Source organism: Phenylobacterium sp. (assembly GCF_019636135.1).
Lineage (GTDB): Bacteria > Pseudomonadota > Alphaproteobacteria > Caulobacterales > Caulobacteraceae > Phenylobacterium.
The window spans coordinates 1-24101 of the sequence record NZ_JAHBYD010000003.1; the positions used below are offsets into that span (position 1 = coordinate 1).

General features: G+C 70.4%; 21 protein-coding genes. 10 read left to right on the top strand and 11 right to left on the bottom strand.

Features of this window, described 5'->3' with window-relative positions; genetic code table 11:
• Positions 1 to 285, top strand: a 285-nt coding sequence (locus KF737_RS02500; protein ID WP_296450025.1) for a helix-turn-helix transcriptional regulator, incomplete at its 5' end; no start/stop codon positions are given.
• 10 nt (positions 286 to 295) lie between these two features.
• On the opposite strand, the gene KF737_RS02505 is transcribed toward KF737_RS02500, so the two are convergent.
• From KF737_RS02505 to KF737_RS02520, 4 genes are all read right to left on the bottom strand, one after another.
• Positions 296 to 1429, bottom strand: coding sequence for an ABC transporter permease (locus KF737_RS02505; protein WP_296450027.1), 1134 nt, complete (start codon positions 1427 to 1429; stop codon positions 296 to 298).
• 157 nt (positions 1430 to 1586) lie between these two features.
• Complete coding sequence (locus KF737_RS02510) at positions 1587 to 2504, bottom strand: ABC transporter ATP-binding protein (RefSeq protein ID WP_296450030.1); 918 nt, start codon at positions 2502 to 2504, stop codon at positions 1587 to 1589.
• Between the two features lie 196 nt (positions 2505 to 2700).
• Positions 2701 to 3669 carry an HlyD family efflux transporter periplasmic adaptor subunit gene (locus tag KF737_RS02515; protein ID WP_296450032.1) on the bottom strand — a complete coding sequence of 323 codons (969 nt, stop codon included), beginning with the start codon at positions 3667 to 3669 and terminating at the stop codon, positions 2701 to 2703.
• Positions 3666 to 4304, bottom strand: coding sequence for a TetR/AcrR family transcriptional regulator (locus KF737_RS02520; RefSeq protein ID WP_296450034.1), 639 nt, complete (start codon positions 4302 to 4304; stop codon positions 3666 to 3668). The genes KF737_RS02515 and KF737_RS02520 overlap by 4 nt, the downstream gene beginning before the upstream one ends.
• A 276-nt stretch (positions 4305 to 4580) precedes the next feature.
• Here KF737_RS02520 and KF737_RS02525 point away from each other — a divergent pair, with 276 nt between their 5' ends.
• Both KF737_RS02525 and rpmB read left to right on the top strand, forming a co-directional pair.
• Complete coding sequence (locus KF737_RS02525; RefSeq protein WP_296450036.1) at positions 4581 to 5252, top strand: M23 family metallopeptidase; 672 nt, start codon at positions 4581 to 4583, stop codon at positions 5250 to 5252.
• Between the two features lie 298 nt (positions 5253 to 5550).
• Positions 5551 to 5847, top strand: a complete 297-nt coding sequence (rpmB, locus tag KF737_RS02530; RefSeq protein ID WP_296450038.1) for a 50S ribosomal protein L28 — start codon at positions 5551 to 5553, stop codon at positions 5845 to 5847.
• 132 nt (positions 5848 to 5979) lie between these two features.
• On the opposite strand, the gene KF737_RS02535 is transcribed toward rpmB, so the two are convergent.
• Entirely contained in the window at positions 5980 to 6975 is a 996-nt protein-coding gene (locus KF737_RS02535; RefSeq protein WP_296450040.1) for an esterase-like activity of phytase family protein, read from the bottom strand.
• Positions 6972 to 8924: a cobaltochelatase subunit CobT gene (gene cobT, locus KF737_RS02540; RefSeq protein ID WP_296450042.1), complete on the bottom strand. Its 1953-nt coding sequence runs from the start codon at positions 8922 to 8924 to the stop codon at positions 6972 to 6974. The genes KF737_RS02535 and cobT overlap by 4 nt, the downstream gene beginning before the upstream one ends.
• 116 nt (positions 8925 to 9040) lie before the next feature.
• Between cobT and KF737_RS02545 the strand changes: the two genes are divergently transcribed.
• The gene (locus KF737_RS02545) at positions 9041 to 9220 is read left to right on the top strand and encodes a DUF1328 family protein (RefSeq protein WP_296450044.1); all 180 of its coding nucleotides are present in this window, start codon (positions 9041 to 9043) and stop codon (positions 9218 to 9220) included.
• Positions 9221 to 9341: 121 nt separating this feature from the next.
• On the opposite strand, the gene KF737_RS02550 is transcribed toward KF737_RS02545, so the two are convergent.
• On the bottom strand, positions 9342 to 10520 hold the full coding sequence (locus KF737_RS02550; RefSeq protein WP_296450046.1) for a DUF3089 domain-containing protein: 1179 nt from the start codon (positions 10518 to 10520) through the stop codon (positions 9342 to 9344).
• 142 nt (positions 10521 to 10662) lie between these two features.
• Here KF737_RS02550 and KF737_RS02555 point away from each other — a divergent pair, with 142 nt between their 5' ends.
• Positions 10663 to 13227, top strand: coding sequence for a PQQ-binding-like beta-propeller repeat protein (locus KF737_RS02555; RefSeq protein ID WP_296450048.1), 2565 nt, complete (start codon positions 10663 to 10665; stop codon positions 13225 to 13227).
• 147 nt (positions 13228 to 13374) lie between these two features.
• The gene (locus tag KF737_RS02560) at positions 13375 to 13650 is read left to right on the top strand and encodes a helix-turn-helix domain-containing protein (protein WP_296450050.1); all 276 of its coding nucleotides are present in this window, start codon (positions 13375 to 13377) and stop codon (positions 13648 to 13650) included.
• Between the two features lie 139 nt (positions 13651 to 13789).
• Here the strand turns inward: KF737_RS02560 and KF737_RS02565 are convergent, their stop codons facing one another.
• Positions 13790 to 16669, bottom strand: a complete 2880-nt coding sequence (locus KF737_RS02565; RefSeq protein ID WP_296450052.1) for a DEAD/DEAH box helicase — start codon at positions 16667 to 16669, stop codon at positions 13790 to 13792.
• A gap of 105 nt (positions 16670 to 16774) precedes the next feature.
• On the opposite strand from KF737_RS02565, the gene KF737_RS02570 reads away from it, so the two are divergent.
• Positions 16775 to 17197, top strand: coding sequence for a hypothetical protein (locus tag KF737_RS02570; protein ID WP_296450054.1), 423 nt, complete (start codon positions 16775 to 16777; stop codon positions 17195 to 17197).
• A gap of 215 nt (positions 17198 to 17412) precedes the next feature.
• On the opposite strand, the gene KF737_RS02575 is transcribed toward KF737_RS02570, so the two are convergent.
• From KF737_RS02575 to KF737_RS02585, 3 genes are all read right to left on the bottom strand, one after another.
• Positions 17413 to 17868 (bottom strand): hypothetical protein, encoded by a 456-nt coding sequence (locus KF737_RS02575; RefSeq protein ID WP_296450055.1) that lies wholly within the window; start codon positions 17866 to 17868, stop codon positions 17413 to 17415.
• Between the two features lie 140 nt (positions 17869 to 18008).
• Positions 18009 to 18557: a PIN domain-containing protein gene (locus tag KF737_RS02580; protein ID WP_296450058.1), complete on the bottom strand. Its 549-nt coding sequence runs from the start codon at positions 18555 to 18557 to the stop codon at positions 18009 to 18011.
• 9 nt (positions 18558 to 18566) lie between these two features.
• Entirely contained in the window at positions 18567 to 18905 is a 339-nt protein-coding gene (locus KF737_RS02585; RefSeq protein WP_296450060.1) for a hypothetical protein, read from the bottom strand.
• Positions 18906 to 19242: 337 nt separating this feature from the next.
• On the opposite strand from KF737_RS02585, the gene KF737_RS02590 reads away from it, so the two are divergent.
• The 3 genes from KF737_RS02590 to cas8c all read left to right on the top strand — a co-directional run bounded on the left by KF737_RS02590 (position 19243) and on the right by cas8c (position 24087).
• Positions 19243 to 21525, top strand: a complete 2283-nt coding sequence (locus KF737_RS02590) for a CRISPR-associated endonuclease Cas3'' (protein ID WP_296450063.1) — start codon at positions 19243 to 19245, stop codon at positions 21523 to 21525.
• A 97-nt stretch (positions 21526 to 21622) separates the two neighbouring features.
• Positions 21623 to 22312, top strand: a complete 690-nt coding sequence (gene cas5c, locus KF737_RS02595) for a type I-C CRISPR-associated protein Cas5c (protein WP_296450065.1) — start codon at positions 21623 to 21625, stop codon at positions 22310 to 22312.
• Positions 22309 to 24087 carry a type I-C CRISPR-associated protein Cas8c/Csd1 gene (gene cas8c / locus KF737_RS02600; RefSeq protein WP_296450067.1) on the top strand — a complete coding sequence of 593 codons (1779 nt, stop codon included), beginning with the start codon at positions 22309 to 22311 and terminating at the stop codon, positions 24085 to 24087. The genes cas5c and cas8c overlap by 4 nt, the downstream gene beginning before the upstream one ends.
• Positions 24088 to 24101 lie beyond the last annotated feature (14 nt).

Here is a 24101-nt window from a genome sequence, read left to right on the forward strand (position 1 = left end):
GTGCTGGTCTGCGTGACCGACCTGGAGGCCCCTTCGCGCCTGTCCGAGCGGCGCCTGCGCGAGATCTTCGACCTCAGCCCCGCCGAGGCCCGCGTGGCCGCCGCGCTCTCCCAGGGCGACACGCCCCGCGAGGCCGCCGGGCGGCTGGGGGTCAGCTTCTACACCGTGCGCGGCCACCTGGCGCGCATCTTCGAGAAGACCGGCGTCGGCCGCCAGGCCGAGCTGGCCCGCCTCCTGGCCGCCGCCGGCGACCCGTGGCTCGGCGCCGCCGGGGCGGACGAGTAGGGGCCCGCTCCTAGTCCAGCGTCCGCCGGTAGCGGGCCATGGCCAACGCGGTGACGACGCAGACGAAGGCCGTGAGCGCCGCGAGCTCGCGCCACTGGTCGCTTAAGGCCTGGCTCTTCAGCAGCGAGCCGCGGACCACGCGCAGGAAGTGGGTCACCGGGATCGCCTCGCCGATCCACTGCGCCCACGCGGGCATGCCGCGGAACGGGAACATGAAGCCCGACAGCAGGATCGAGGGCAGGATGTAGAAGAAGCTCATCTGCATCGCCTGCAACTGCGAGCGCGCCACCGTCGAGATCAGGAAGCCCAGCGCCAGCGAGCCGGTGATGAAGAGCGCGACGCCGAGCGTGAGCCCGATCCAGCCGCCGCCCATCGGCACGTGGAACAGGACCGCCGCCATCGCCAGGATGATCGCCGTCTGCACCAGCCCCACCATCACGTAGGGCGCGAGCTTGCCGATCATCACCTCCAGCGGCTCCAGCGGCGTCGACAGCAGGGTCTCCATCGTCCCGCGCTCGGTCTCGCGGGTGACGCTGAGCGCCGTCATCATCACCAGCGTCAGGCTGAGGATGATGCCCAGCAGGCCCGGCACGATGTTGTAGGCGGTGATGGCCTCGGGGTTGTAGCGCCGGTGGACGACCACCTCGAACGGCGCGGGCGCCGGGCCGCGGGCCGCGAGCGCGCCGGTCAGGTCGTGGGCCAGCGCCTGGTCGGGCAGGGCGGCCAGCGCCGCCACCGCGCCGCCCGTCGCGGAGGGATCGGTGGCGTCGGCCTCGACCAGCACCTGCGCCTTGTCGCCCCGCGCCACGCGGCGGCTGAAATCGCCCGGGATCGTCACGGCGAACTGCGCGTCGCCCGTCCGCAGCAGCCGGTCCAGCTCGGCCGGCGAGCGGGCCTGGGCCACGAAGTCGAAGTAGAGCGAGTTCTTCAGCGCCGCGGTGATCGAGCGGGCGTACCGGCTGTCCTCCTGCATCAGCACGGCGGTGGGCAGGTGGCGCGGCTCGGTGTTGATCGCGTAGCCGAAGAGCGTGAGCTGCACGACGGGGATCGCCAGCATCATCGCGTAGGTGATGCGGTCGCGCGTGAGCTGCTTGAACTCCTTGATCAGGACGGCCAGCACCCGGTTCCAGCTCAGGCCCGTCATGCGGCCCGCTCCCGATCGTCATGGCCGGGCTTGTCCCGGCCATCCAGACACGCAGAGGGAACGAAGCCTGTCGCCGCGTGACCGCCACGGTCACACTGGCCCCGCCCGCGCTTCTGGATGGCCGGGACAAGCCCGGCCATGACGTTCATGGGGGACGTCATTGGACGTTGTCCTCGCTGCGGTCCATGAGCTGGATGAACACGTCCTCCAGCGTCGGGTGCGCCTCGGTCCAGGCGTAGCCCTGGCCCCGGAAGGGCTGGATCGCGGCCTCCAGCGCCGCGCGGTCGGTCCCGCTGACGTGGATCGCCTGGCCGAAGGCGGCGGCGGTCTCGACGCCGGGCTTGCCGGCCAGGTCGTGCGCCAGCTTGTCGGCGTTCGGCCCCTCGCCGTGGAAGGTGATGAGGCCCGAGGCCGCGATCACCTCCTCGGCCGTCCCGCGGGCGATCAGGCGGCCGTAGCTGATGTAGGCGATCTCATGGCACCGCTCGGCCTCGTCCATGTAGTGGGTGGAGACCAGCACCGTCAGGCCCTCGGCGGCGAGCGCGTGGATCTCGTCCCAGAAGGTGCGCCGGGCCTTGGGGTCGACGCCGGCGGTGGGCTCGTCGAGCAGCAGCAGCCTGGGCTCGTGCAGGGTAGCGGTGGCGAGCGCCAGCCGCTGCTTCCACCCGCCCGACAGCGTGCCCGCCAGTTGCCCGCGCCGGGAGGTCAGGCCCAGCCGCTCCAGCGCCGCGTCCACGCGCTCTCGCCGCCGGTCGAGGCCGTAGACGCGGGCCGTGAACGCCAGGTTCTCGGCGATGGTCAGGTCTTCGTAGAGCGAGAACTTCTGCGTCATGTACCCCGTGCGCAGCTTCACCTCGTCGGCCTCGGCGATGATGTCGTAGCCCAGCGCCTGGCCCGACCCCGAGTCCGGCGTCAGCAGCCCGCACAGCATCCGGAGCGTCGTGGTCTTCCCCGACCCGTTCGGCCCCAGGAACCCGCAGATCCGCCCTTCCTCGACCTGGATCGTCACGTCGTTGACCACGTGCTTGTCGCCGAAGCTCTTGTTCAGCCCATGCACGTCGATCGCCAGCGTCATCCTCCTCTCCCCCCGTGAAGCGCAGCGGAACGGAGAGGGAGAGGGCAGGGAGAGGGCGGCGCAGGCGGGCCTGCATCTCCGGCGGTTCCTCGACGGCCCTCGGGCAACCCGCAGCGCAGGGCTGAAGCGCCGAGCCGCCCTCTCCCTGCCCTCTCCCTCTCCGCTTCGCGGGGGGAGAGGAGAGGTGCGCGCCGGGTCACGACAACGGCTCCACGTCCACCGGCTGGCCGGGGTTGAGCCTCACCGACGGGCGGGCTTCCACCAGGTAGACGAGCCGGTCGCGGGCCTCGCGGCTGTAGATCACCGGCGGGGTGAATTCCGGGCGCGGGCTGACGAACTCGATCGTCGCCGACAGGCCCTTGGCGCAGCCGTCGCAGGCGAAGCGCACCACGCCGCCGACGCGGTAGGCCGACAGCGACCGCTCGGGCACGAAGAACCGCACCTTGATCCGCTCGTCCGGGAGCAGCGACAGGATCGGCTGGTTGGCGGGCGCCCATTCGCCGGCGTGGAAGAAGATGTCCTCGACGCGGGCCTTCTTCGGCGCGCCGGGCGCGACCTCGCCCAGCCGGGCGCCGGCGCCGGCGACGGCGGCCCGGGCCTGCTCGACGCGGGCGTCGGCGGCGCGGATCTGGTCCTCGCGGGCGCCCAGGGCGGCGGCGTCGCGCTGTTTCCTGGCCGCGCGCACCTGCGCGTCGGCAGCGTCGGCGGCCGCCTTGGCGTCGTCCAGCCGGGCCGGGGCGTACCAGCCCTGGCGCACCAGCGGCGTGATGCGGCGCAGGTCCGCCTGCGCGTCGCGGGCGCGCGCCTCGGCGGCGGCGATGTTGGCCTCGAGCACGGCAAGCTCGGCGGGCCGCTGGCCCTTGCGCGCATCGACGGCCTGGGCGCGGGCGGCCTCGGCCTCGGCGGCCGCCTGGTCGTAGGCGCTCTTCACCTGGGCCGGATCGACCACGAACAGCGGCTGGCCGGCCGCCACCTCCTGCCCGCGCCGCACATGGACCACGCGCACCGTCCCGGCCACCGGCGCGGCCAGGTACAGCGGCTCGCCCTCGACGTAGCCCGAGAGCGTCTTCGTCTGCCCGAAGCGGGGGAGGCCGATCAGGAACCCGACGATCACGAGCCCGGTCAGGACCAGCCCGGCCACGAGGATGCGCTGGCGGTGGTTCATGCGCGGGCGCCTTGCGTGAGCATGCCGTTCAGCAGCGTCTCGACGTGCTGGGTCATGACGGCGGGGATGTCGAAGGGCCGGGCGCCCACCGGCACGAAGGTCTCGCGCCAGAGGACGGTCATCAGCAGCGGCGCGACGAGCTGGATCGCATAGGTGCGCGCGTCGCCCGGCTTCACCTCGCCCCGCGCCTGGGCGGCCTCGATGGCGAGGGTCATGGCGCCCAGCGCCTGGGCCACCAGCTCGTCGTGCCAGACGCGTGCGATCTCGGGGAAGTTGCCCGCCTCGGCGATCACCATCTTGGCCACGCCGCCGATCGGCGTGCCCGCCACCACGCCCGCCACCATCTGCGCCACGCCGCGGATCAGGTCCGGGATCGGGCCGGGATGGGCCGCCGCCATCGCCTTCACCGCCGCGATGTTCGGGCTGACCGCCTGGGTCACGACGGCGCGGAAGATGTCCTCCTTCGTCTCGAAGTAGAGGTAGACCGCGCCCTTCGAGACGCCCGCGCGCCGCGCGATGTCGTCCAGCTTCGCCGCGGCGAAGCCCTTCTCGGCGAACACCTGCAGCGCCGCCTCGACGATCTCGCCCGGGCGGTCGGCCTTGCGGCGGCGGAATTTCGGTTCGCCGGCGTCCATCGTCCAAACGTCTAAATAACTGACCAGTCAGTAATTAACGTAGACCCGGGGCGCGCGCAACTGTCCCAGGCGCGATCGGTCGCATGGTGAATCTGACGTCGGCGCCTATTTTCCGCCCCGGTCCGCCGTCAGGACCCACATCGTTCGCCGCGTCCCCCATTCTCGCGGCGCCCCAGTCAATCCGCCTCGAAGCCGGCGTCCCGTCCGGCGAAGGCGCATCTTTGAGTAAGGGTCCTGATGCGGTTGTCAGGCGTTCGTGCGCGTCTCCGGGACCTGGTGGAAGACCGGCCCGTCCTCCTCCTCTCCATCGCCGGGATGGTCGCCGCGGGCGCCGCGGCGGCGAGCCCGCTCAGCCAGCCGGAGATCCGCGCGGGCGTCGAGAAGGCGGTCGCGGTCATCGCGCCGCAGAAGGCCGCCGAGGCCGCCGCGCCGCTGGAACTGGTCTGGCAGGGCAAGGACGTGGACGGCGACGGCCGCGACGACTTCTGCAACCCCACCGGCCGGGAGGCCCGCGGCCACGACGCCTACGGCGAGGGCGAGTTCGGCGCGCGGCGCGACGGCGGCTCGCGCCGCCACGAGGGCGTCGACTTCATGGCCAGGGCCGGCCAGACGGTGGCCGCGCCCATCTCGGGCTATGTCAGCAAGATCGGCTACGCCTATCCGGGCGACGAGACGCTGAAGTTCGTCGAGATCACCAATCCGGCGCTGCGCTACGCCGCCCGCGTCTTCTACGTGAACCCGAAGGTCCAGATCGGCGACGCGGTCGCCGTCGGCCGCCCGATCGGCACGGCCCACAGCCTGCAGCGGAAGTACCCGGGCGGCATGACCGACCACGTCCACCTGGAGATCATCGACCGGGCCGGCGACCGCATCGACGCCGCCAAGGTGATCGTGGCGGCCTACCAGCGCCCCGACGCCGCGCCGGCCAGGCTGGCCGCGGCGGACTAGGGCCGGTCCGCCTCGGGGCAAGGCTGGATGAACCTGTCGCGAGAGTCGGAACGGGGGCGAAACGAATCGCGACCGAATCACTGACTCGCAGCGATTCAGCTTCTGTTCCCTACGAGATATTGTAGTTGAGTCGCTTCGGCCCACAACGAACCGTCGCCGTCCCGCCTGATGGAGCGATGTCGCAGGGCGTTGCGGGCCGGCTCGCCTTGACGCGGGCGGGCCCTTCCTCTAAATCGCCCGCTCTTCGCGCGGATGGGAACGTCCGCCGCATTTCTATTTCTGGCTAAGGTTCTTCGTCATGTCGCGTCGCTGCGAGCTCACGGGTGTCGGCCCGATGGTCGGCCACAACGTCAGCCACTCGAACATCAAGACCAAGCGTCGGTTCATGCCGAACCTGGTCGCGATCAAGGTCCAGTCCGACGCCCTCGGCCAGACCTTCAGCCTGCGCATGACCAATGCGGCGCTGCGCACCCTGGACTTCAAGGGCGGCCTCGACGCCGTGCTCCTGAAGGCCAGGGACGAGGTGCTCTCGGCCCGCGCGCTGAAGATCAAGCGCCAGTTGAAGGCCAAGCTCGCCGAGCAGGCCGCGGCCTGAGCGCCCGACACGATCGTCGTTCCGAAGGGGCCGCCGCAAGGCGGCCTTTTCATTTGCGACTCCCCCTCTCCCGTCTACGACGGGAAAGGCAGTCGTGCCCATCTACCTCAGGACATCTTCGAGCGCCGGCCTTCACCGCTTGCCTTGCGGCCGCCAGTCGAACGCCAGGAGCAGCGTGCGCTGGCCGGTCGGCTTGCCGTCGTAGAAGCCGAAGTTGTCGTCGGCGATCAGGTAGAAGCGGATGGCGCCGTCGGGCCGGGGCACGGCCGCCAGGCCCTCCAGGTTGTCCACCGTCAGCGGCCGGGTGATCTCCATCTCGTCGACGAGGCGGCCCGCGCGATCCAGCACCTTCAGCTTGATGACGTTGCCGCGCAGGGGCGAGAACGAGCGCAGCAGGTAGGCGAGGCCGCCGCCCGGCACGTTGTCCATCGCCACCAGTTCCGAGCCGTCCAGCGGCAGGTCGCGGTCGCGTACGCAGGCGGCCGAGAGGCGGCAGAGGTAGGTGTGGCCGCTGTCCTCCAGGCCGACGCGGTAGGCGTCGGGGGCGACGTCGGGCGCGTCGACCAGCGCCTCCATGCCCTTGTTGTCGGTGTAGCGGATGTCGGGCTTGGGCGCCCCGCGCGGCGGGCCGCCGCCCGCGGGGAACACCAGCACGCGGTCATGCTGCTCGAAGCTGACCAGCAGGTCGCCGGTCGCCAGCCGCGCCACGCCCTCGGCGTCGTACTCGCGCGGGCCGCCGGCGAAGAGGTCCACGCCCTTCGGGTCCTTCAGCGAGACCAGCGTCGCGGCGGCGAGGCCCGTCAGCCGCCCGGCGCCGTCCAGCACGACCTGCGCCTCCAGCATGTCGGACTGGTCGCCCATCGCCAGCAGGCGGCCGTCCGGCGTGACCTTCAGGTCGGACATGCCGTGCAGGCGGCTGGTCTGGCGCGAGGTGATCGAGACGCCGCCTGCGTAGAGGAAGTTGCCGATGCGCTCGCGCGACGGGTTGGTGGGATCCAGCGGCACGGCCTCGGCGTCGACCTGGATCGCCGCGCCCACCGGGACGGGCGACACGGGCAGGGGCGCGACCGGCGCGACGCAGCCGGCGAGCAGCAGCAGGGCGGCCAGGAGCCCCGCCGCGGCCCTCACGCGGTGGCCCTCCGCACTTCCTTGAAGGTCGAGCGCCGCATCGAGGGGCTGCCCTGCGGCCCCTGGGTGTTCGGCGGGGGCGCGAGCAGGCTGGCGGTCTTGCGCGTCACCTTGCGGACCTCCTCGTCGAAGAGGTCGGCCAGTTGCTCGACCATCGCGCCCGCCAGTTGCTCGACGTCCACGATGGTCACGGCGTTGCGGTAGTAGCGGGTCACGTCGTGGCCGATGCCGATGGCGATGAGCTGCACCGGGCTCTTGGCCTCGATCTCGCCGATCACCTCGCGCAGGTGGCGCTCCAGGTAGTGGCCGGAGTTCACGCTCAGCGTCGAGTCGTCCACCGGCGCGCCGTCGGAGATGACCAGCAGGATGCGCCGCGCCTCGGGCCGCCCGATCAGGCGGTGGTGCGCCCACATCAGCGCCTCGCCGTCGATGTTCTCCTTCAGCAGCCCCTCGCGCATCATCAGGCCGAGGTTGCGCCGCGCGCGCCGCCAGGGCGCGTCGGCCGCCTTGTAGATGATGTGGCGCAGGTCGTTCAGGCGGCCGGGCTGGGCGGGCTTGCCGGCCTTCAGCCAGTCCTCCCGCGACGACCCGCCCTTCCAGGCGCGGGTCGTGAAGCCCAGGATCTCGGTCTTGACGCTGCACCGCTCCAGCGTGCGCGCCAGGATGTCGGCGCAGACCGCCGCCACCATGATCGGCCGCCCGCGCATCGAGCCCGAGTTGTCGATCAGGATGGTCACCACCGTGTCGCGGAACTCGGTGTCCTCCTCCTCCTTGAAGGCGAGGGAGGCGGTCGGATCGGTGATCACGCGGGTCAGCCGCGAGGTGTCCAGCAGCCCCTCCTCCAGGTCGAACGACCAGGCGCGGTTCTGCTGCGCCAGCAGCTTGCGTTGCAGCCGGTTCGCCAGCCGGCTCACCACGTTCGACACCGACGCGAGCTGCTGGTCGAGGTAGGCGCGCAGGCGCGTCAGTTCCTCGGGATCGCAGAGCTCCTCAGCCGCCACCACCTCGTCGTGCGCGGTGGTGAAGACCTTGTAGGTCACCGGCCGGTTGTCGCCCGACGGGTCGGGGCGCGCGGGCGTGTCGCCGTCGCCCATCTCGGGCGGCTCGTCGGCGTCCTCGGCGTTCGGGTCTTCTTCCGACTGCTGCATCTGGCTGTCGGAGTCGTCGGCCTCGCGCGTCTGGCTCTCGTCCTCGTCCATCGCCGACTGCTGCGGCGACTGGCTCTCGCCGTCGCCGTCCTCGTCGCTTTCGGAGGCCTCGGATTCGCCCTCGTCGTCGCCCTCGGCGTCGTCCGGCTGCTCGGGCGCGTCGGAGAGGTCGTCGCCCATCGAGAGGTCGCGGATGATGGTGCGCGCGATCCGCGCGAACGCCTTCTGGTCCTGCAGCGAGCCTTCCAGCCTGTCGAGGTCGGCGCCGGCCTTGGCCTCGACCTCGTCGCGGAACATGTCGACCAGGGCGCGCGCCATCGGCGGCGGCGGCTCGCCGGTCAGGCGCTCGCGCACCATCAGGCTGACGACGTCGGCCAGCGGCGGATTGGCCATGGCCTCGGTCTCGTTGAACACGCGCCGCTGCCAGGCGTGGTTCATCACCGCCTTCAGGTTCTCTTTCACGCCGCCCATGGCCGTCGCGCCGATCGCCTCGATGCGGGCCTGCTCCAGGGCGTCGTAGATCGGCTGGCCGCCGCCCGACGCCGGCCGCGTCTTCGCGTGCGCCGCCGGGTCGTGGTGGGCGATGCGCAGGGCCATCTGGTCGGCGAGCCCGCGGATGCGCGCCGCGTCGTCCGGCGTCAGGTCGCGCGGCGGGTGGGGCAGGACGGCCCGGTTGCCCGAGAGCTGCGGGCCCTCGCCCGAGTAGACGATCTCCAGGTCCGGCGTCTCGGCGAGCGAACGCGCGGCGTGCGCCAGCGCACGCTTGAAGGGCTCGAGGGGGCTTTCCGGGTTCTTGGCCATCTCCGCCGGTCTTAGATCACCGATGACCGGACGTGAAACAAGGAATCGTGCGGGCGGGAACAGCGGGGCCGTAGCGGCGTTTCGCAGGCCTTGGATACCTGTTCGAGGAGAGCGTCATGCTGAAGTGGGCTTTGATCTTCGCCGTCGTCGCTATCATCGCCGCGGCCCTGGGCTTCGGCGGCATCGCCGGCGCGGCGGCCGGCATCGCCAAGTTCCTGTTCTTCCTGGCCGTGATCGGCTTCGTGCTGTTCCTGGCGCTCGGCATCTTCGCCGGCCGCAAGCTGACCGGCAGGTAGCCTCCGCAAAGCCCTCTCCCCCTTGCGGGGAGAGGGTTGGGAGAGGGGGTGTCGGCTCGGCGCTTCGTCGCGTCACCCCACCCCCGGCCCCTCCCCGCAAGGGGAAGGGGAGCCGGTCGTGCTACTTCTTCGCCAGGTACGCCTTGGACTCGGCAGCCACCACGTCGACCAGGTTGCCCATGGCGATGTTGGCGTCGATCAGGTGCAGGCCCCAGTCGGCCGCCGGCCCGCCCGGCCCCATCACGTCGCCCGGAATGTCGTCGGTCCGCGGATCGGACGGGACGGCGTTCACGTGGACCTCCAGGTAGTTGAAGCCGTTCTTCGAGACGCACTGGCCGGTCAGCAGCCCCGGCAGCGCCACGAACGGCGTCTTCGGGTTCTCCTTGCCCTTCACCCACGGCGGGTTCCCGGCGCCGGAGTCCGCGATCTGGGCCGCCGTGTTCGACAGGTAGGCCTTCAGCTCGCCCTTGCCGCCCGCGAGGTTCGCCGGGTTGGTGCAGACCGCCTCCATCGCCGGGTCGTTCGCGATCCGCCCGAAGCGGCTGTTCGCGGGCGGCGGGATGGTGTCGCGGAAGGTGGCGTAGGCGATCACGCAGCCGGTCTGGCTGGCGCTCCGGCAGGTCGGGATCGACTTGAAGACGCCCGTGTCCTTGCCCTTCTCCACGCCCAGGCTCGTGCCCAGCAGCAGCGCCGAGACGAGCTGCTTCTGCACCGGCTTGCCGTCGATCTCGGCGGCGATCATCCGGGTCAGCACGCCCGAGCCCTGGCTGTGCCCGATCAGCACCACGCCGCGGCCCTTGTTCTCATGCGCGAGATAGTAGTTCCAGGCGTCGACCACGTCGGCGTAGCCCACCGCGCGGGTGGCCGGGTCGGCCGAGCCGGGCAGGGGCTTGCCGGCGATCGCCGCGCGCAGGCCCGTCAGCGTGAACTGCCGGTAGAGCGGCGCGTAGATCCGGCACTTGGACCCGAACCGCGCGAGCTGGGCCCGCACCACGTTCAGTTCCTCGTCGTTGGCGATCATGTCCGACACGACGCCCGGGTCGTTCGATACGGTCGGGTAGACGTAGAAGCAGTCGATCGGCGCCTTCGGGTCGGCCTTGAACGCCTCGACGCTCGACGAGCCGTCGGCCTTGATCACCGCGGTCGTCATGTCGACCGCGCAGGCGTCGCCGGCCTTGCCGGGCCAGCACAGCCAGGCCTGGGGCTTGCCGTAGTCGTTCGGGGTCATCTGCGCGGCGGCGGGCCCGCCCGCGAGCAGCGCCGCGCCCATCGAAGCGGCGGCCAGAATCCGAGCGGTCATCCGAGCGTTCAACATCTCCCCGAGCCCTTCTGTTTTCGAAGTTTGCGTATGATGATCGCGCGTCGGCGGCGGCCGGTCCAGTCCCCATGACGCACGCGCAAACCCTGCTAAGGTCCGCTCCGAGAGACTCGGGGAAACGGGCATGGCGACTGAGAAGGAAGCGGGCTGGCCGGCGCGCATCTGGGCGGCGATCGGCGGCGGCCTCGTGGCCCTCGTGGGCGCTCTGCTGCTCGCGGGCGGCGGCTGGCTGATCTACCTCGAGGGCTCGCCCTATTACCTGCTGGCCGGCGCGGCGGTGATCGCCACGGGCGTCATGCTGGTGCGCCGCCATCCCGCGGCGGGGCTGGTCTACGCCGCGACGCTGGCCGTCACCCTCGCCTGGGGGCTGTGGGAGGGCGGCTTCGCCTTCTGGCCGCTGCTGCCGCGCCTGTTCGCGCCGGCGGTGCTGGGCCTCTTCGTGCTGCTGGTGATCCCGGCCGCGCCCAAGGGCCGCCTGCGCACGCAGTCGGCGGCGGCCGTGGCGCTGCTGTCCGTCCTGCCGATCGGCGTCCTGGGCGCGACCCTGCCGGCCACCTTCACCTGGGGCCAGGCCGATGTCCCGGCGCCGGCGACCACGGCGCCGCCCCCCGCCGTCGCCCAGTCCGACTGGCGCTACTACGGCCGCGACCCGGGCGGCTCCCGCTATGCCCCCGTCGACCAGATCAACCGCGAGAACGTCGACGACCTGAAGGTCGCCTGGACCTTCCGCACCGGCGAGAAGCCGCAGCGCGGCAGCCAGGACCAGAACACGCCGCTGCAGGTGGGCGACACCGTCTACCTCTGCACGCCGACCAACGTGGTCATCGCCGTCGACGCCGACACCGGCCGCGAGAAGTGGCGCCACGATCCGAAGGTGAAGCCGCACTTCTGGAACCGCTGCCGCGGCGTCGGCTACTGGGACGGGACCCAGCCGAAGGTCGCGCTCGCCGGGCCGGTCACGGCGGACCTGGCGTCGAAGCCGGCCGTGAAGGGCGGGACGGTCATCGTCGGCGCCGCCGCCACGAACGCTGCGCCCGCCCCGAAGGCCGCGCCCGCGACCCAGGCGGTGACGCCCCCGGCGAAGGCCGCCGCGGCGCCGGCTCCGGCGCCCGCCGCGACGAAGGCTGCGGCCGCTGCGCCACCGGCCGGCCCGCTCTGCGCGCGCCGGATCATCTCCTCGACCATCAACGCGGAACTCTTCGCCCTCGACGCCGCGACGGGCGAGCGCTGCCCCGGCTTCGGCACGAACGGCATGGTCGACCTGAAGGTCGGCATGGGTCCGATCAAGACCGCCTTCTACTTCCAGACCTCGATCCCGACCGTCGTCGGCGACCTGGTCGTCATCGGCGGCTGGGTGGCGGACAACCAGGAGCTGGCCGAGCCTTCGGGCGTGGTCCGCGCCTTCAGCGTCAGGACCGGCGAACTGGTCTGGGCCTGGGACCTCGGCAATCCCGACATCACCAAGCTGCCGCCCGAGGGCCAGACCTACAGCCGCGGCACGCCCAACGTCTGGTCGACGCCCGCCTTCGACCCCGACCTGGGCCTCGTCTACCTGCCGACCGGCAACGCCACGCCCGACTACTGGGGCTCGCACCGCTCGGCCGCCTCGGAGCGGTACTCGTCGTCGGTCGTCGCCCTGGACGTCGCCACGGGCCGCGAGCGCTGGACGTTCCAGACCGTGCATCACGACGTCTGGGACTACGACGTGCCCAGCCAGCCGATGCTGATCGACTTCCCGCTGGCGAACGGGACCACGGCGCCGGCGCTGGTCCAGCTCACCAAGCGCGGCCAGATCTTCGTGCTCGACCGCCGCACGGGCGCGCCGCTCACCAAGGTGGTCGAGGTGCGCACGCCGCAGGACCCGGCGCCCGGCGAGTGGCTCTCGAAGACCCAGCCCTATTCGGTCGAGATGCCCACCATCGGCGTCGAGCCGCTCTCCGAGAAGATGATGTGGGGCGCGACCCCGCTCGACCAGTTGATGTGCCGCATCGCCTTCAAGAGCCTGCGCTATGACGGCGACTTCACGCCGCCGGGCGCGAAGCAGGCGTCGCTGCAGTATCCGGGCAACGCCGGGGGCATGAACTGGGGCTCGGGCGCCTTCGATGCGCGCCGCGGCCTCCTGATCTTCAGCGACGTGCGCATGCCGCAGACCGTGAAGCTGAACCCGCCGTCGGCGAAGAAGACGCCGGTGCTGTCGCTGACGCTCGCCAAGGGCCGCCCGCCCGAGTCGATGAAGGCCGTGCCCTACGAGGCCGACAACACCTGGCTGTTCAGCCCGCTCTTCGCGCCGTGCCTGCAGCCGCCGCACGGCATGCTGACGGCCGTCGACGTGAAGACCCGCCAGATCGTCTGGCAGGTGCCCTCCGGCACGGCCGAGGCGCAGGCGCCGCTGGGCCTCAGGAGCCACCTGCCGATCCCGATCGGCACCCTGGGCATCGGCGGCGCGATCACCACGGCCGGCGGCGTCTCGTTCCGCGCCGCGACCACCGACGCCTACCTGCGCGCCTACGACAACGCCACCGGCAAGGTGCTGTGGCAGGGCAAGCTGCCCGTCCCGGCCGCGGGCACGCCGATGACCTATGTCTCGCCCAGGACCGGCAAGCAGTACGTGGTCATCAGCGCCGGCGGCGCGGGGGGCATGCCCGGCGCCGCCAAGGGCGACTACGTCATCGCCTACGCGCTGCCGTAGGGGCTTCGGCGAACGATCGGGGCGGATCGGCCAGGCCTCGGAAAGCTCGGGAAAAGATCGGCGGGGCTCGGGGCATGCTCGGTCGCTCCGCCGCCGCCCCGCCGGTACCTAAGTTCCTGCGTAGCCTGGGGAATCTAGGGAATTCCGATGACCGACGTGAATGCGTTCGTTGGCCGCCGTATGAGGCGGCGGCGGCACCTGATGGGGCTGACCCAGCAGGACCTCGCCGCCGCCTGCGGCGTCACTTTCCAGCAGGTCCAGAAGTACGAGAGCGCCAGCACCCGCCTGACCGTGGAACGGCTCTGGAAGGTCGCCGGCGCGCTGCAGGTGGACGTGGCCTACTTCTTCGCCGGCCTGGCGCGGGAAGACGCGTCCCCCCGCGCCTCCGGCCGCGCGGTCGTGCGGAGCTGGAGCCCGTTCTGACTACCCGTGCGCCGCGGAGCGTGGGGTCTCGGAGACGCCCGGCGCATGGCGCCCCGGCATGGCCGCCGGTCCGGCGGGACCCATCGCCGCCACGGCGGGCGGCAGGCCTCCCATGGGCGTCCCGTTCGGGCGATAGCCCTCAGGCCGCCAGCGCCTCAGGGGAAGCTTGGACGGGCCATAGTGAGGGGATCAGCCGCGCCAGGGCCTGAACAAGGTCCGCCGCGCCGGTCGGGGTCGGTGCGGCGGCGTCCGGGCGGAGGGCTGCGAGGACGTCCGCGAGTTCGCCCGGCGCGCTGCCGGGCCCGACAAGGCTGCGAAGCCGCTCGGGGTCGGCGAGGGCGGGATCGGCCATGGCGTCGCCGTCCGCCCGGCTGCGCGCGGCGACGAGGCAGCGCAACGCCTTGTCGAGCAGCGGCGGGGCCTCCTCCGGGAATCCGCCCGCCGCCAGCACGCCGGCCATCCGGATCGACCGGTCCGCCTCGTCCCGCCATGCCCTCGGCGGAGCGACAGGCGCGTCGGGCGCATCGGCGAAGCCGGCGGCGGCGTGAAGCACCCGCGCTCCCCCACCGGCCAGTCCGACGATCCCGGCGCCGATCAGGCGCCTGAGCGAGAGCCAGGCGGCGCGATCGACGAGCTCGATCGGGACGGCGTCCTCGACCCCGCGCAGCCTCTCGGCCTCGGCCGCCAGCGCGTCGGGGTCGAGGTCCAGGACGGCCAGCATCCGCAGCTCGCCCGTCGCCGCGGCGCGCGCCTCGATACGCAGCACGTGTTCGCCGTGGCGGCGTCGCAGGTCCGCTGTCACCGCCTCTTCCGGCGGAACGATGCGGGGTCCGAGCGCCTCGGCCCCGTCCAGCATGGCTCGCATGCGCTCGATGAGCGCGCCCCGGCCGGAGGGCATCTTCAGCGCGTTGAGGTCGCCGCCGCCGCCGTCCAGCAGGCCGTCGGCAAGGGCCTGCTTGGCGTCGAGCAAATGCAGGATCGAGTGCTCGATCGTCTTCTCGGCGACCAGGTTGATCACCGTGACGGAGCGCGTCTGGTGCTTGCGCCAGGCGCGGGCGATGCGTTGCTCGAGCTTGGCGGGGTTCCAGGGCAGGTCGATGTTGATGACGGCGCTGGCCGCCTGCAGGTTCAGCCCGACGCTGCCGGAGTCGGTCGACAGGAAGAGCCGGCAGGCGGGGTCGTGCTTGAACCGGTTGATCTCCTCGCGCCGGCGGGCTTGCGGAACCGAGCCCGTGTGCCAGGCCGCCTCCACCCCCAGCTCGGCGGCCAGCTCGCGCACCATCTGGAGCATCCGCTCCCATTCCGAGAACACGATGATCTTGCGATCCGGCTCCTGCAGCAGGTCCTCGAGGACGCGCTCCAGCTCCTCCAGCTTGGGTGAGACGCGGCAGGTCGGATCGAGGATGGCCGGCGTGTCGCAGGTCATCCGCATGCAGGCGAGGAGCATCTGCATGCGGTCGAATTCCTGCTGCGTGAGGGGCCGCCTCTGAGCGAGCTGCGCGAGCCTGGCGGCCTGCTTCGAGTAGTCGTCGTAGCGTAGCTGCTGTTCCTCGGCCATGGGCACGAAGAAGGTCTTGACCGTCCGCCCGGGCAGCTCGGTCTCCACATCGGCCTTGCGGCGGCGCAGCAGCACGGGCTCGACCTGCCGGCGCAGCTCTTCGAGGTTGCGGTAGTCGACGGGGCGTCCCCGGTCGTCCAGCTCATAGAAGCGGCGGTTGAAACGGAACAGCGGGCCGACCAGCTCGGGGTCGAGGTACTGGACGATGGAGTAGAGTTCGTCGATGCGGTTCTCGACCGGCGTCCCGGTCAGCACGAAGGCGTAGGGCGAACGCAGCGACTTCACCTTGCGCGCCGTCTTGGTGTGCCAGTTCTTGATCCGCTGCGCCTCATCCAGCACCACGATGTCCGGCGCGAGCACGTCGTTGATCGCCTCGGCGTCGCCGAGCACCTGTTCGTAGTTGACGATGGTGAAGAACGGCGGATCGCGATAGGCCGCGAGCCTCGCCGGCCTGGGGCCGAACACCGGCCGGGCCGGCCGGTCGGTGAAGCGCGCGATCTGTTCCTCCCACTCGGCCTTCAGCGAGGCCGGGCACACCACCAGGACGCGCGAAACGCCCTGCCGTCGCGCCAGCAGCTCGCAGGCGGCGATGGCCTGGACCGTCTTGCCCAGACCCATCTCGTCGGCCAGCAGCGCCCGCTCCCCGAACGCCAGGTGGATCATCCCCTCGCGCTGGTAGGGCAGGAGCGGATGGCGCAGCACATCGGCCGCCGCCGGATCGCCCGCCAGCTCGGCCCGGAACGCCGAACGCGCCGCTGCGCGCGATCGTTCCCGTCGCCGCCGGTCGAGCCAGTGGCCGAAGTGACGGGAGATGCGAAGGACGTCGCGCACCGCTTTCGGCGCCTCGGCATAGGCCTGGCGCAGCGCCTCGACGTCGTCCGCGCCGCCGGCGAACCGGCCTTCGCCATCGAGGAACGGCGCGAGCCAGGATCGCGTGGCGGCCACGTGTTCGTCGTCGCGGTGCGGCCAGACGAGTGTCGCTGCCGGTTGGGCGGCGCGTTGCAGGAACAGCTCCACACGGGGAGAACCTTGCGCGGCGGCGTCGCGGAAGGCGCGGACGCCTCGGCGGCGGAGGCCCGCCAGCACGCCTTCGATATGCTTGCAGGTGCCCAGCCCGTTGACGCGGTGGTCGATGCAGCCGCAGGAGTTCCCGAACCCGCCGAGGTCGCGGATCTCCACCTCATAGGCGCCGCCGCTCTCCGATCTGACCCGGAACGCACCGAACACCGGGTGCTCCGGGTCGAGCGCCTCCACCGCCACGATCTCCGTGCGCCCCCGCCATCGCCGCAGGTCCACCTCCTGCTCGTCGCTGGTGTCCCAGCCCCGGGCGGCCGGAGGCTGTTCGGGCTTCGTCTGCGCCCGCGCCTTGCGGCGGGCGGCCTTGGGGCTGGCGGCCTTTGGGCTGGCGGGGGGACGGCCCTGCGACGGCGCACGCCGACGATTCGAATCTGTCTTCCGCATGGAGGAAGGCTAGCACCGCCGCCCGGCCCATCAACGGGCGCGGGGCGGCGGCCCTGGCGCCAGCGCCGGCGGCGTCGTGTACTCACCGGAAGAAGAGGACCGCTGGTGACGATGCGGCCGGAAATCCAGTTCAGCTCCGCCTTTCCCGACGACTCGATCGAGGATGGAGGGGACTTTGTGCAATGGCCGGGCCGCAATGTGGCCGAAGCCCTGAAAGGCGGGCTGGAAGAGAGGGGCTATCGGGTCTCCGACCCCGTCGATGCGCAACACGTAGGTTGGGAGCTGGACATCTGGCGCGGGCGCAAACGCTTCTGGCTCCGGATCTCGATACTCGAACCTGAGCTGAATTATCTGATGGCGAAGAACATGACCTTCTTCCTGTGGCCGGATGTGAAGCTGTTCCGCGCCTTCCTCGCGGACCTTCAGGCTGTCTTGGAGGCCGACCACAGGTTCGGCCAGGTTCGCTGGTTCCCAAAGAGCGGCATCGATGGGCGCGCTGCGCCAGCGTCGGGACCGTTCAACGACTAAATGGAAACGCGGATTTGATTCCCCGATTCTCCAAGTCACGGCGCGCGACCGACCACCTGGCCGGGAGCGAAGAGGTCACAGACGGCTTCGCTCCCGGCGACCGGCGTCGTCTCCGGCAGCCGATGACCGCGACCGGGCGCAAGGCCGACGCCGCGCCAGCGGCGGAATGAGTGGTCGTGGGTGCAGTCGCGATACGACATCCCTCCGACGTACCCTCAGTAGGATTCGAACGTGTCAGGCTGCAACAAGTCGTAGATCTTCGAGATCGAGCGGGTCTTCCCGATTTTTCTGATCATCGATCGGTATTCCGCCTGTCCCTCTTCTCCGTAATAGTCGATCCGGGATGTCTCCATCGCGTCACGCGCTCTCTGCTGGACCTCCTCGAGTGACACGACTGGCAGCGGCTCGAGCTCCTGCTCGATACGCGACTGTGGCGGACCGAATATCCAAAGCAGGGACAGCACGGATCCGGCGCGGCCGGTTCTGCGGACGGACAGCACCCGCCAGCGTCGACCGTCGGTGTCGATCAGCTCCATCCCATTCTGCACGCCCTCCTTGAGAGTGCGGGGACCACACTTGGTGAGTCGATCCATGTCTGGAAAACCCCAGATCTCACGATCTGGGGTGAATCCAAGAACGGGAAAACTGAAGTGCGCTTCGCTGGATTGCATGCTGCCTCCGAAGGAACAAAGATGGAACATACATTGATCCAGCTCAGCGGAAAGGTTCGGGAATCACGTCGCATTAGCGACGTAGTGAATGGTCTGCCAATCCCGCAGCAACCTGTCTCCAGTCCGGTGCAATCTTCCCTTTAGCCCTGGGGCCGGCCGACGGACGCGATGTACGCTTCGACTTGCTCCGGCCAGGGTTCGCCTCGGAGCCAGGCTGCGGCGCCATAGGTGTGGGCGATCAGGAGCTTTCGAGGGGGGTCGCGCGACAGTCCGTACCAATGGCCATCGTCAAGACGATCGACATCGCCCTGGATGAAGTCATTCAGGTTCTGGGTCACCAGGAGGTCGGCTTCGCCTGTCAAGGCGGTTTCCAGGACGTGGCGGTCTTCTTCGTCGTCCAGCGGAAGGACGCCCACGCCGCCGACGGTAGGAGAGGGGCCGTCCCGGGCCAAGGTCGCAATGATCCCCATCAAGCGATCCGCAACGGCTTGATCTCCCGTCAGACGCAGGATCACGGCGTTCAAACGGAACAGCATGCCCCATGAAATGACCAGCGCCACGGGTCCGCGAGGCGACTGACCCAAGCGTATGGCCTCGACGAGGGATTGCGCGGCGGTGTCCTGCCGGCCGTACTTCTCAGCCAGGAAGGCGCCGACCCATACATTGAGATCGAGGCAAAGGCGCAGCAACCCGTCAGCTCAGCGCCGGCGGCTGGTCAGGCGCACGGCCTTGGCCATGATCTCGTCTTCGGATGGATTGGTTCCCAGCCGGGGCTCGGCCTTGGCCATCCCGGCCTGTAGAACAGTCCGGTACTCGCGGTCCAAAAGCGCCCGGCTGACGGCCCATGACGCCTCCTGCACTTCTGTCTCTCCCAAGGCTTCGATCCGCCGGAGCGCGTCTCGGGCGCCTGAGGAGAGGCTGAGGTACCATCGCAGCGCGGCCGCGGTGATCTGGGACGTCTTGCGGTCCTCAAGTTTCGCGGTTTCAGCCATCCGTTGTGCCGTGAGCTGATCGACATGACTCGAAAGCGTGGGCATCGCGACCTCCGGATTTAGAATATATAGATCCTAAAGACTCTTCGCAATGTGAGGTTTGGGATTGGCCCGGAGAGAAGGAGCGCGAAAGGGCCATGCCGGGCCGAAAGACAGGCCCTCGGAGAGTGATGCGCGGCGCGCAACCTTCGCCATGCGGCGGAACTTGCGGGAGAATTCCGAGGGAGGAAATTCAACCCGCGTCAGCGGGAAAATGAATGGTCGTGAGTGTAGTCGTCTCCATTCACCAGCCCATAAATTCGCACAAGATTACCGGTTCCGACCGAGGTCACGGTATAGACCGTGAAGAAAGTCGTTCGTTCACCCGAGAGTATACGAAGAGATGTCGATAATCTTCGCCCACTCGGTTCCAGACGCTCCTCGCGCGGCTTGGGAGCCGCTTTCTGACCATCTCCAGAAAGTCGCGGCGCTCGCAGGGAGCTTTGCGGCTCCGTTCGGCTGGGAAAAATTGGCGCATGTCGCCGGGCTGCTGCACGACATCGGCAAGACCTCGGAGGCGTACCAGCTCTACATCTCCACGCCGCGACAGACCGGCCGGAAGGGCCCTGACCATTCCACCGCGGGCGCGCGGGAGGCGGAACGGCTCTACTCATCGCAGTTCGGGCGCTGGTTGGCCTATGCGATCGCCGGTCATCACGCCGGCCTGGCCGACTATGCGGAGTTGCGGCGTCGGCGCGACGAGAAGCCGCTGGAAGACTATCGGGGCTGGGGCGCGCATGCCGGCGACCTGCCGGGCCTTGCGGATCTGCGTCCGACGACGCAGCCGAAGACGAACGCCCACAACGGGTTCAGCGAGGCGTTCCTGGTGCGGATGCTTTTCTCGTGCCTGGTCGATGCCGACTTCCTGGCTACGGAACGGTTCTACACCGGGACGGAGCGGGAGAGCTTCGCCGATCTCGCCAGCCTGCAAGCGCGCCTGACGGCGTCCCTCGCCGGCAAGCGGCGGGACGACACCGAACTGAACCGCCTGCGCTCGCGCGTGCTGGACCACGCCGTCGATCAGGCTGCGGCGGCGCCGGGGCTCTTCACGCTGACCGTGCCGACCGGCGGGGGCAAGACGCTGACCTCGCTGGCCTTCGCCATGGAGCATGCCCGGCGGCACGGGCTGAGCCGGGTGATCTACGTCATCCCCTACACCTCCATCATCGAGCAGACGGCGGGTGTGTTCCGCGAAGCGTTGGGGACGACGGCGGACGTGCTCGAACACCACGCCAGCTTCGACTGGGAGCCGCCGCCCCGCACCGAAGACGCCGACGACGAGGGACCGGCGGGCCTCGCCAAGCTGCGCAAAGCCTCGGAGAACTGGGACGCGCCCGTGGTGGTGACCACCGCCGTGCAGTTCTTCGAGAGCCTGTTCGCGCGCCGGCCGTCCCAGTGCCGCAAGCTGCACAACATCGCCAACGCGGTGGTGGTTCTGGACGAGGCGCAGACCCTGCCGCTGCGCCTGCTGCGCCCCTGCATGGCGGCGCTGACCGAGCTTGCCGCCAACTACCGGACCAGCGTCGTGCTCTGCACCGCAACCCAGCCGGCGCTGCGCGAATGCGACGGATTCACGGACGGCCCCGACCACAAGGGCGCCGCCTCGAAGGTCGGCTTCAAGGATGTCCGCGAGCTCGCCTATGAACCGCGGATGCTGTTCGAGAAGCTTAAGCGCGTAGAGGTCGAGCGGCGGCCCGGCAAGACCGAGGACGCCGAGATCGTCGAGCGGTTCGCCGAGCAGCCGCGGATGCTGTGCATAGTCAACAGCCGCCGCCACGCCCGCGAGCTGTTCGACGCCCTGAAGGCCGATCCGCGCACGGCCGAGGGCGCCCGGCACCTGACCACCCTGATGTGTCCGGTCCATCGCCGCGCGGTGCTGGCCGAGGTGCGCCAGCGGCTGGCTGACCGGCAGCCGGTGCGCCTGGTCGCCACGTCCCTCATCGAGGCGGGCGTCGACATCGACTTCCCCGAGGTCTGGCGCGCCGTTACCGGCCTGGACGGCGTTGCGCAGGCCGCGGGCCGCTGCAATCGCGAGGGCCGGCTGAGCCGTGGCCGCACGGTGGTGTTCGAGCCGGCCGAGGGCGCGGCGCCGCCCGATCTGCGGCCCCTGATCGAGTCCGCCGACGGCGTCTTCCGCCGGGGGCTGGACCCATTGTCCCTCGAGGGCGTCCAGGCCTACTTCAGCGAAGTCTACTGGCGGCGCGGCGCCGAGGCGATGGACTTGCCGACGCTGGACGGGCGCCCGTGGCCGATCCTGCAGTCGATCGCTGAGCGGGCGCAGGATCGCGAGTTCGATCTGGAGTCGATCGCCCGGGCGTTCCGGCTGATCGACGACGTCCAGGAGACGGTGATCGTTCCCTACGACGAGGCGGCCGAGGCGCTTCTGGCCCACGTCGCCCGCGTCGAGCGGCCTGCCGTCGGCGACCTCCGCAAGCTGCAGCAGTACGCCGTCTCCATCCCCAAGCGCGACCGCGACCCCTGGCTCGCCGCCGGCGTGCTGCGGCCTGTACATCCGGGGCTCGGCGAAGCGCTCCTGCGTTTCGAGGACAATGGCCACTACCGCAAGGACACCGGTGTGGATCTGAAGGAGCCCGAGCGGCGAGACGCCGCGGGCAACATCTTCTAGCTCAGAGGTCAGGAGCCGCTACCTCGTCGCCCTCCATTCCTGACTTGCTCCCTGCGTGTCGAGGTGATTTCCTCGCGCAGGGGTTGGGGGGATTTCGATGACCTATGGCGTGCGCCTCCACGTCTGGGGCGAGCGGGCGTGCTTCACGCGCCCGGAGATGAAGGTCGAAAGGGTCTCCTACGATGTGATGACCCCTTCGGCCGCGCGGGGCGTGCTTGAAGCCGTCTACTGGAAGCCCGCGATCCGATGGGCGGTGGACCGCATCCATGTGCTGAAGCCGATCCGGTTCCAGTCGTTCCGGCGCAACGAGGTGGGGGCGGTCGCCTCCGGCCAGCTCGCCAGGTCGGCGATGAAGCGGGGCGACGTCAACGGGCTCGGCCTCGTGGTCGAAGACAACCGTCAGCAACGCGCCACACTGCTGCTGACCGACGTCGCCTATGTGATCGAGGCGCATTTCGAGCTGACCGACCGCGCCGGCACGGACGACAAACCCGCCAAGCACGTCGCCATGTTCCAGCGCCGGGCCGAGAAGGGGCAGTGCTTCCATCGCCCGTGCCTGGGCGCGCGGGAGTTCCCGGCCGACTTCGCGCTGCTGGGCCAGGGCGAGCCCCTGCCGCCCGGCGCCTTGCCGACCGACCAGCGCGACCGCGACCTCGGCTGGATGCTGCACGACATCGACTTCCGCCCCGACGGGACGGCGGAGCGTTCCAACTTCTTCCGGGCGCGGCTGACCGACGGCGTGCTCGACGTCCGCCGCAGCCTGGAAGAGGAGGGGCTGGCCCGATGATCCTCCAGGCGCTCGACCGGTACTATGACCGGATGGCCGCGCGGGGCGAGGCCGAGCCACCCGGCTGGGCGAAGGCGCCGATCGGCTGGGCGATCGAACTTTCCCCTGAAGGCGAGCCCTTGGCGGTGCTCCAACTGACCGATCCGGCCAGCAAGAAGCCGCGCCCGGCGCTGCTGTCGGTTCCGGCCCCGGTGAAGCGCACCGTCGCCATCGCGCCGAACACGTTTTGGGACAAAACGGCCTATGTACTGGGACGCACTGCCGGCGAGGGCAAGCGGACGGCCGAGGAGCACGCCGCCTTCAAAAGCGCGACCTTCGACTTGATCGGCGACAGCGACGACGAGGGCCTGCTGGCGCTGCGCCGCTTCCTGGAGCGCTGGAGGCCGGAGCAGTTCGACGCCGCGCCCTTCCAGCCGGAGATGCTCGACGGCAACGTCGTCTTCCGGTTCGCCGGCGAGCATGGCTATATCCATGAGCGTCCAGCGGCCAAGGCCCTGCTCCGGCGGGAGGCGGCCGAGCCGACCGAGGATGCCGAAATCTGCCTGATCACTGGCGTGCGCGCGCCGCCGCACCGGCTTCATCCTACCATCAAGGGTGTGAACGGGGCGCAGAGTTCCGGCGCCTCGCTCGTCTCGTTCAATCTCGACGCCTTCAAGAGCTATGGCCGCGAACAAGGCGCCAATGCGCCGACCTCCGAGGCCGCGGCGGAGCGATATGGCGCGGCGTTGAACGCCATGCTGGCGTCCGGCGAGCGCAGCCGGCTCCGGCGGGGCGTCGGCGATGCGACGGTGATCTTCTGGGCCGATGCGGCGGAAGCGGCGGCCGGCGCGGCCGAGGCGGTGTTCGCCGACGTCTTCGCGCCGCCGCAGGACGATGGCGACATCGGCGAGACGGCCAAGCTCCGCGACGTGCTGGCCGCCCTCGCTGAAGGCCGGCCGCAAGCGGCGTGGCCCGATCTTCGGCCCGGCGTGCGCTTCCATGTGCTGGGGCTTTCGCCCAATGCCGCGAGGCTGTCGGTCCGCTTCTGGCTGTCGGATAGCTTCGACGCCTTCGCACGCGCGATCCTGCGCCACATGGACGACATCGCGATCGACCCGGCGCCCCGCGGCTGGACAGGCAAGAAGGGACCGCCGGAGATCTGGCGCCTGCTCGTCAAGACCACCGCCCTGCAGGAGAAGTTCGAGAACGTGCCGCCGCTTCTGGCCGGCGAACTGGCGCGGGCGGTGCTGGGCGGCGGCCCCTATCCCCGCGGCTGGCTGACCGCCGCGATCATCCGCCTGCGCGCCGGCGACGACGCGTCTAGCGGCTGGCATGCGGCGGCGATCAAGGCCTGCATCAATCGCAACCCCAAGGAAGAGGACCTGCCCGTGGCGCTCGATCGGGAGAACCCCAGCCCTGCCTATCAGCTCGGCCGTCTGTTCGCCGTCTGCGAGGCGGCTCAGTACGCCGCCCTCGGACGCGTGAACGCCACGGTCGCCGACCGCTACTATGCCGCGGCCTCCTCGACGCCCGCCCGGGTGTTCGCCGCACTGCTTCGGAACGCCCGCGCGCACATCTCCGACGCCAGGAAACGCGGCGGCGGCCTGTGGATCGAAAAGAAGCTCGACGAGATCGTCGGCCGCCTGCCGCCGGACCTGCCCACCACGCTCAGGTTGGAGGATCAGGGCCGCTTCGCCGTGGGCTACTACCACGAGCGCGCCGCCTCGCGGCCCGCCGCCAGTCCCGCCGAAGTGACCGAAGACCCGGACGCCGAACCGGCGACCGCCGAAGGCTGAAGGAAGGATCGCCG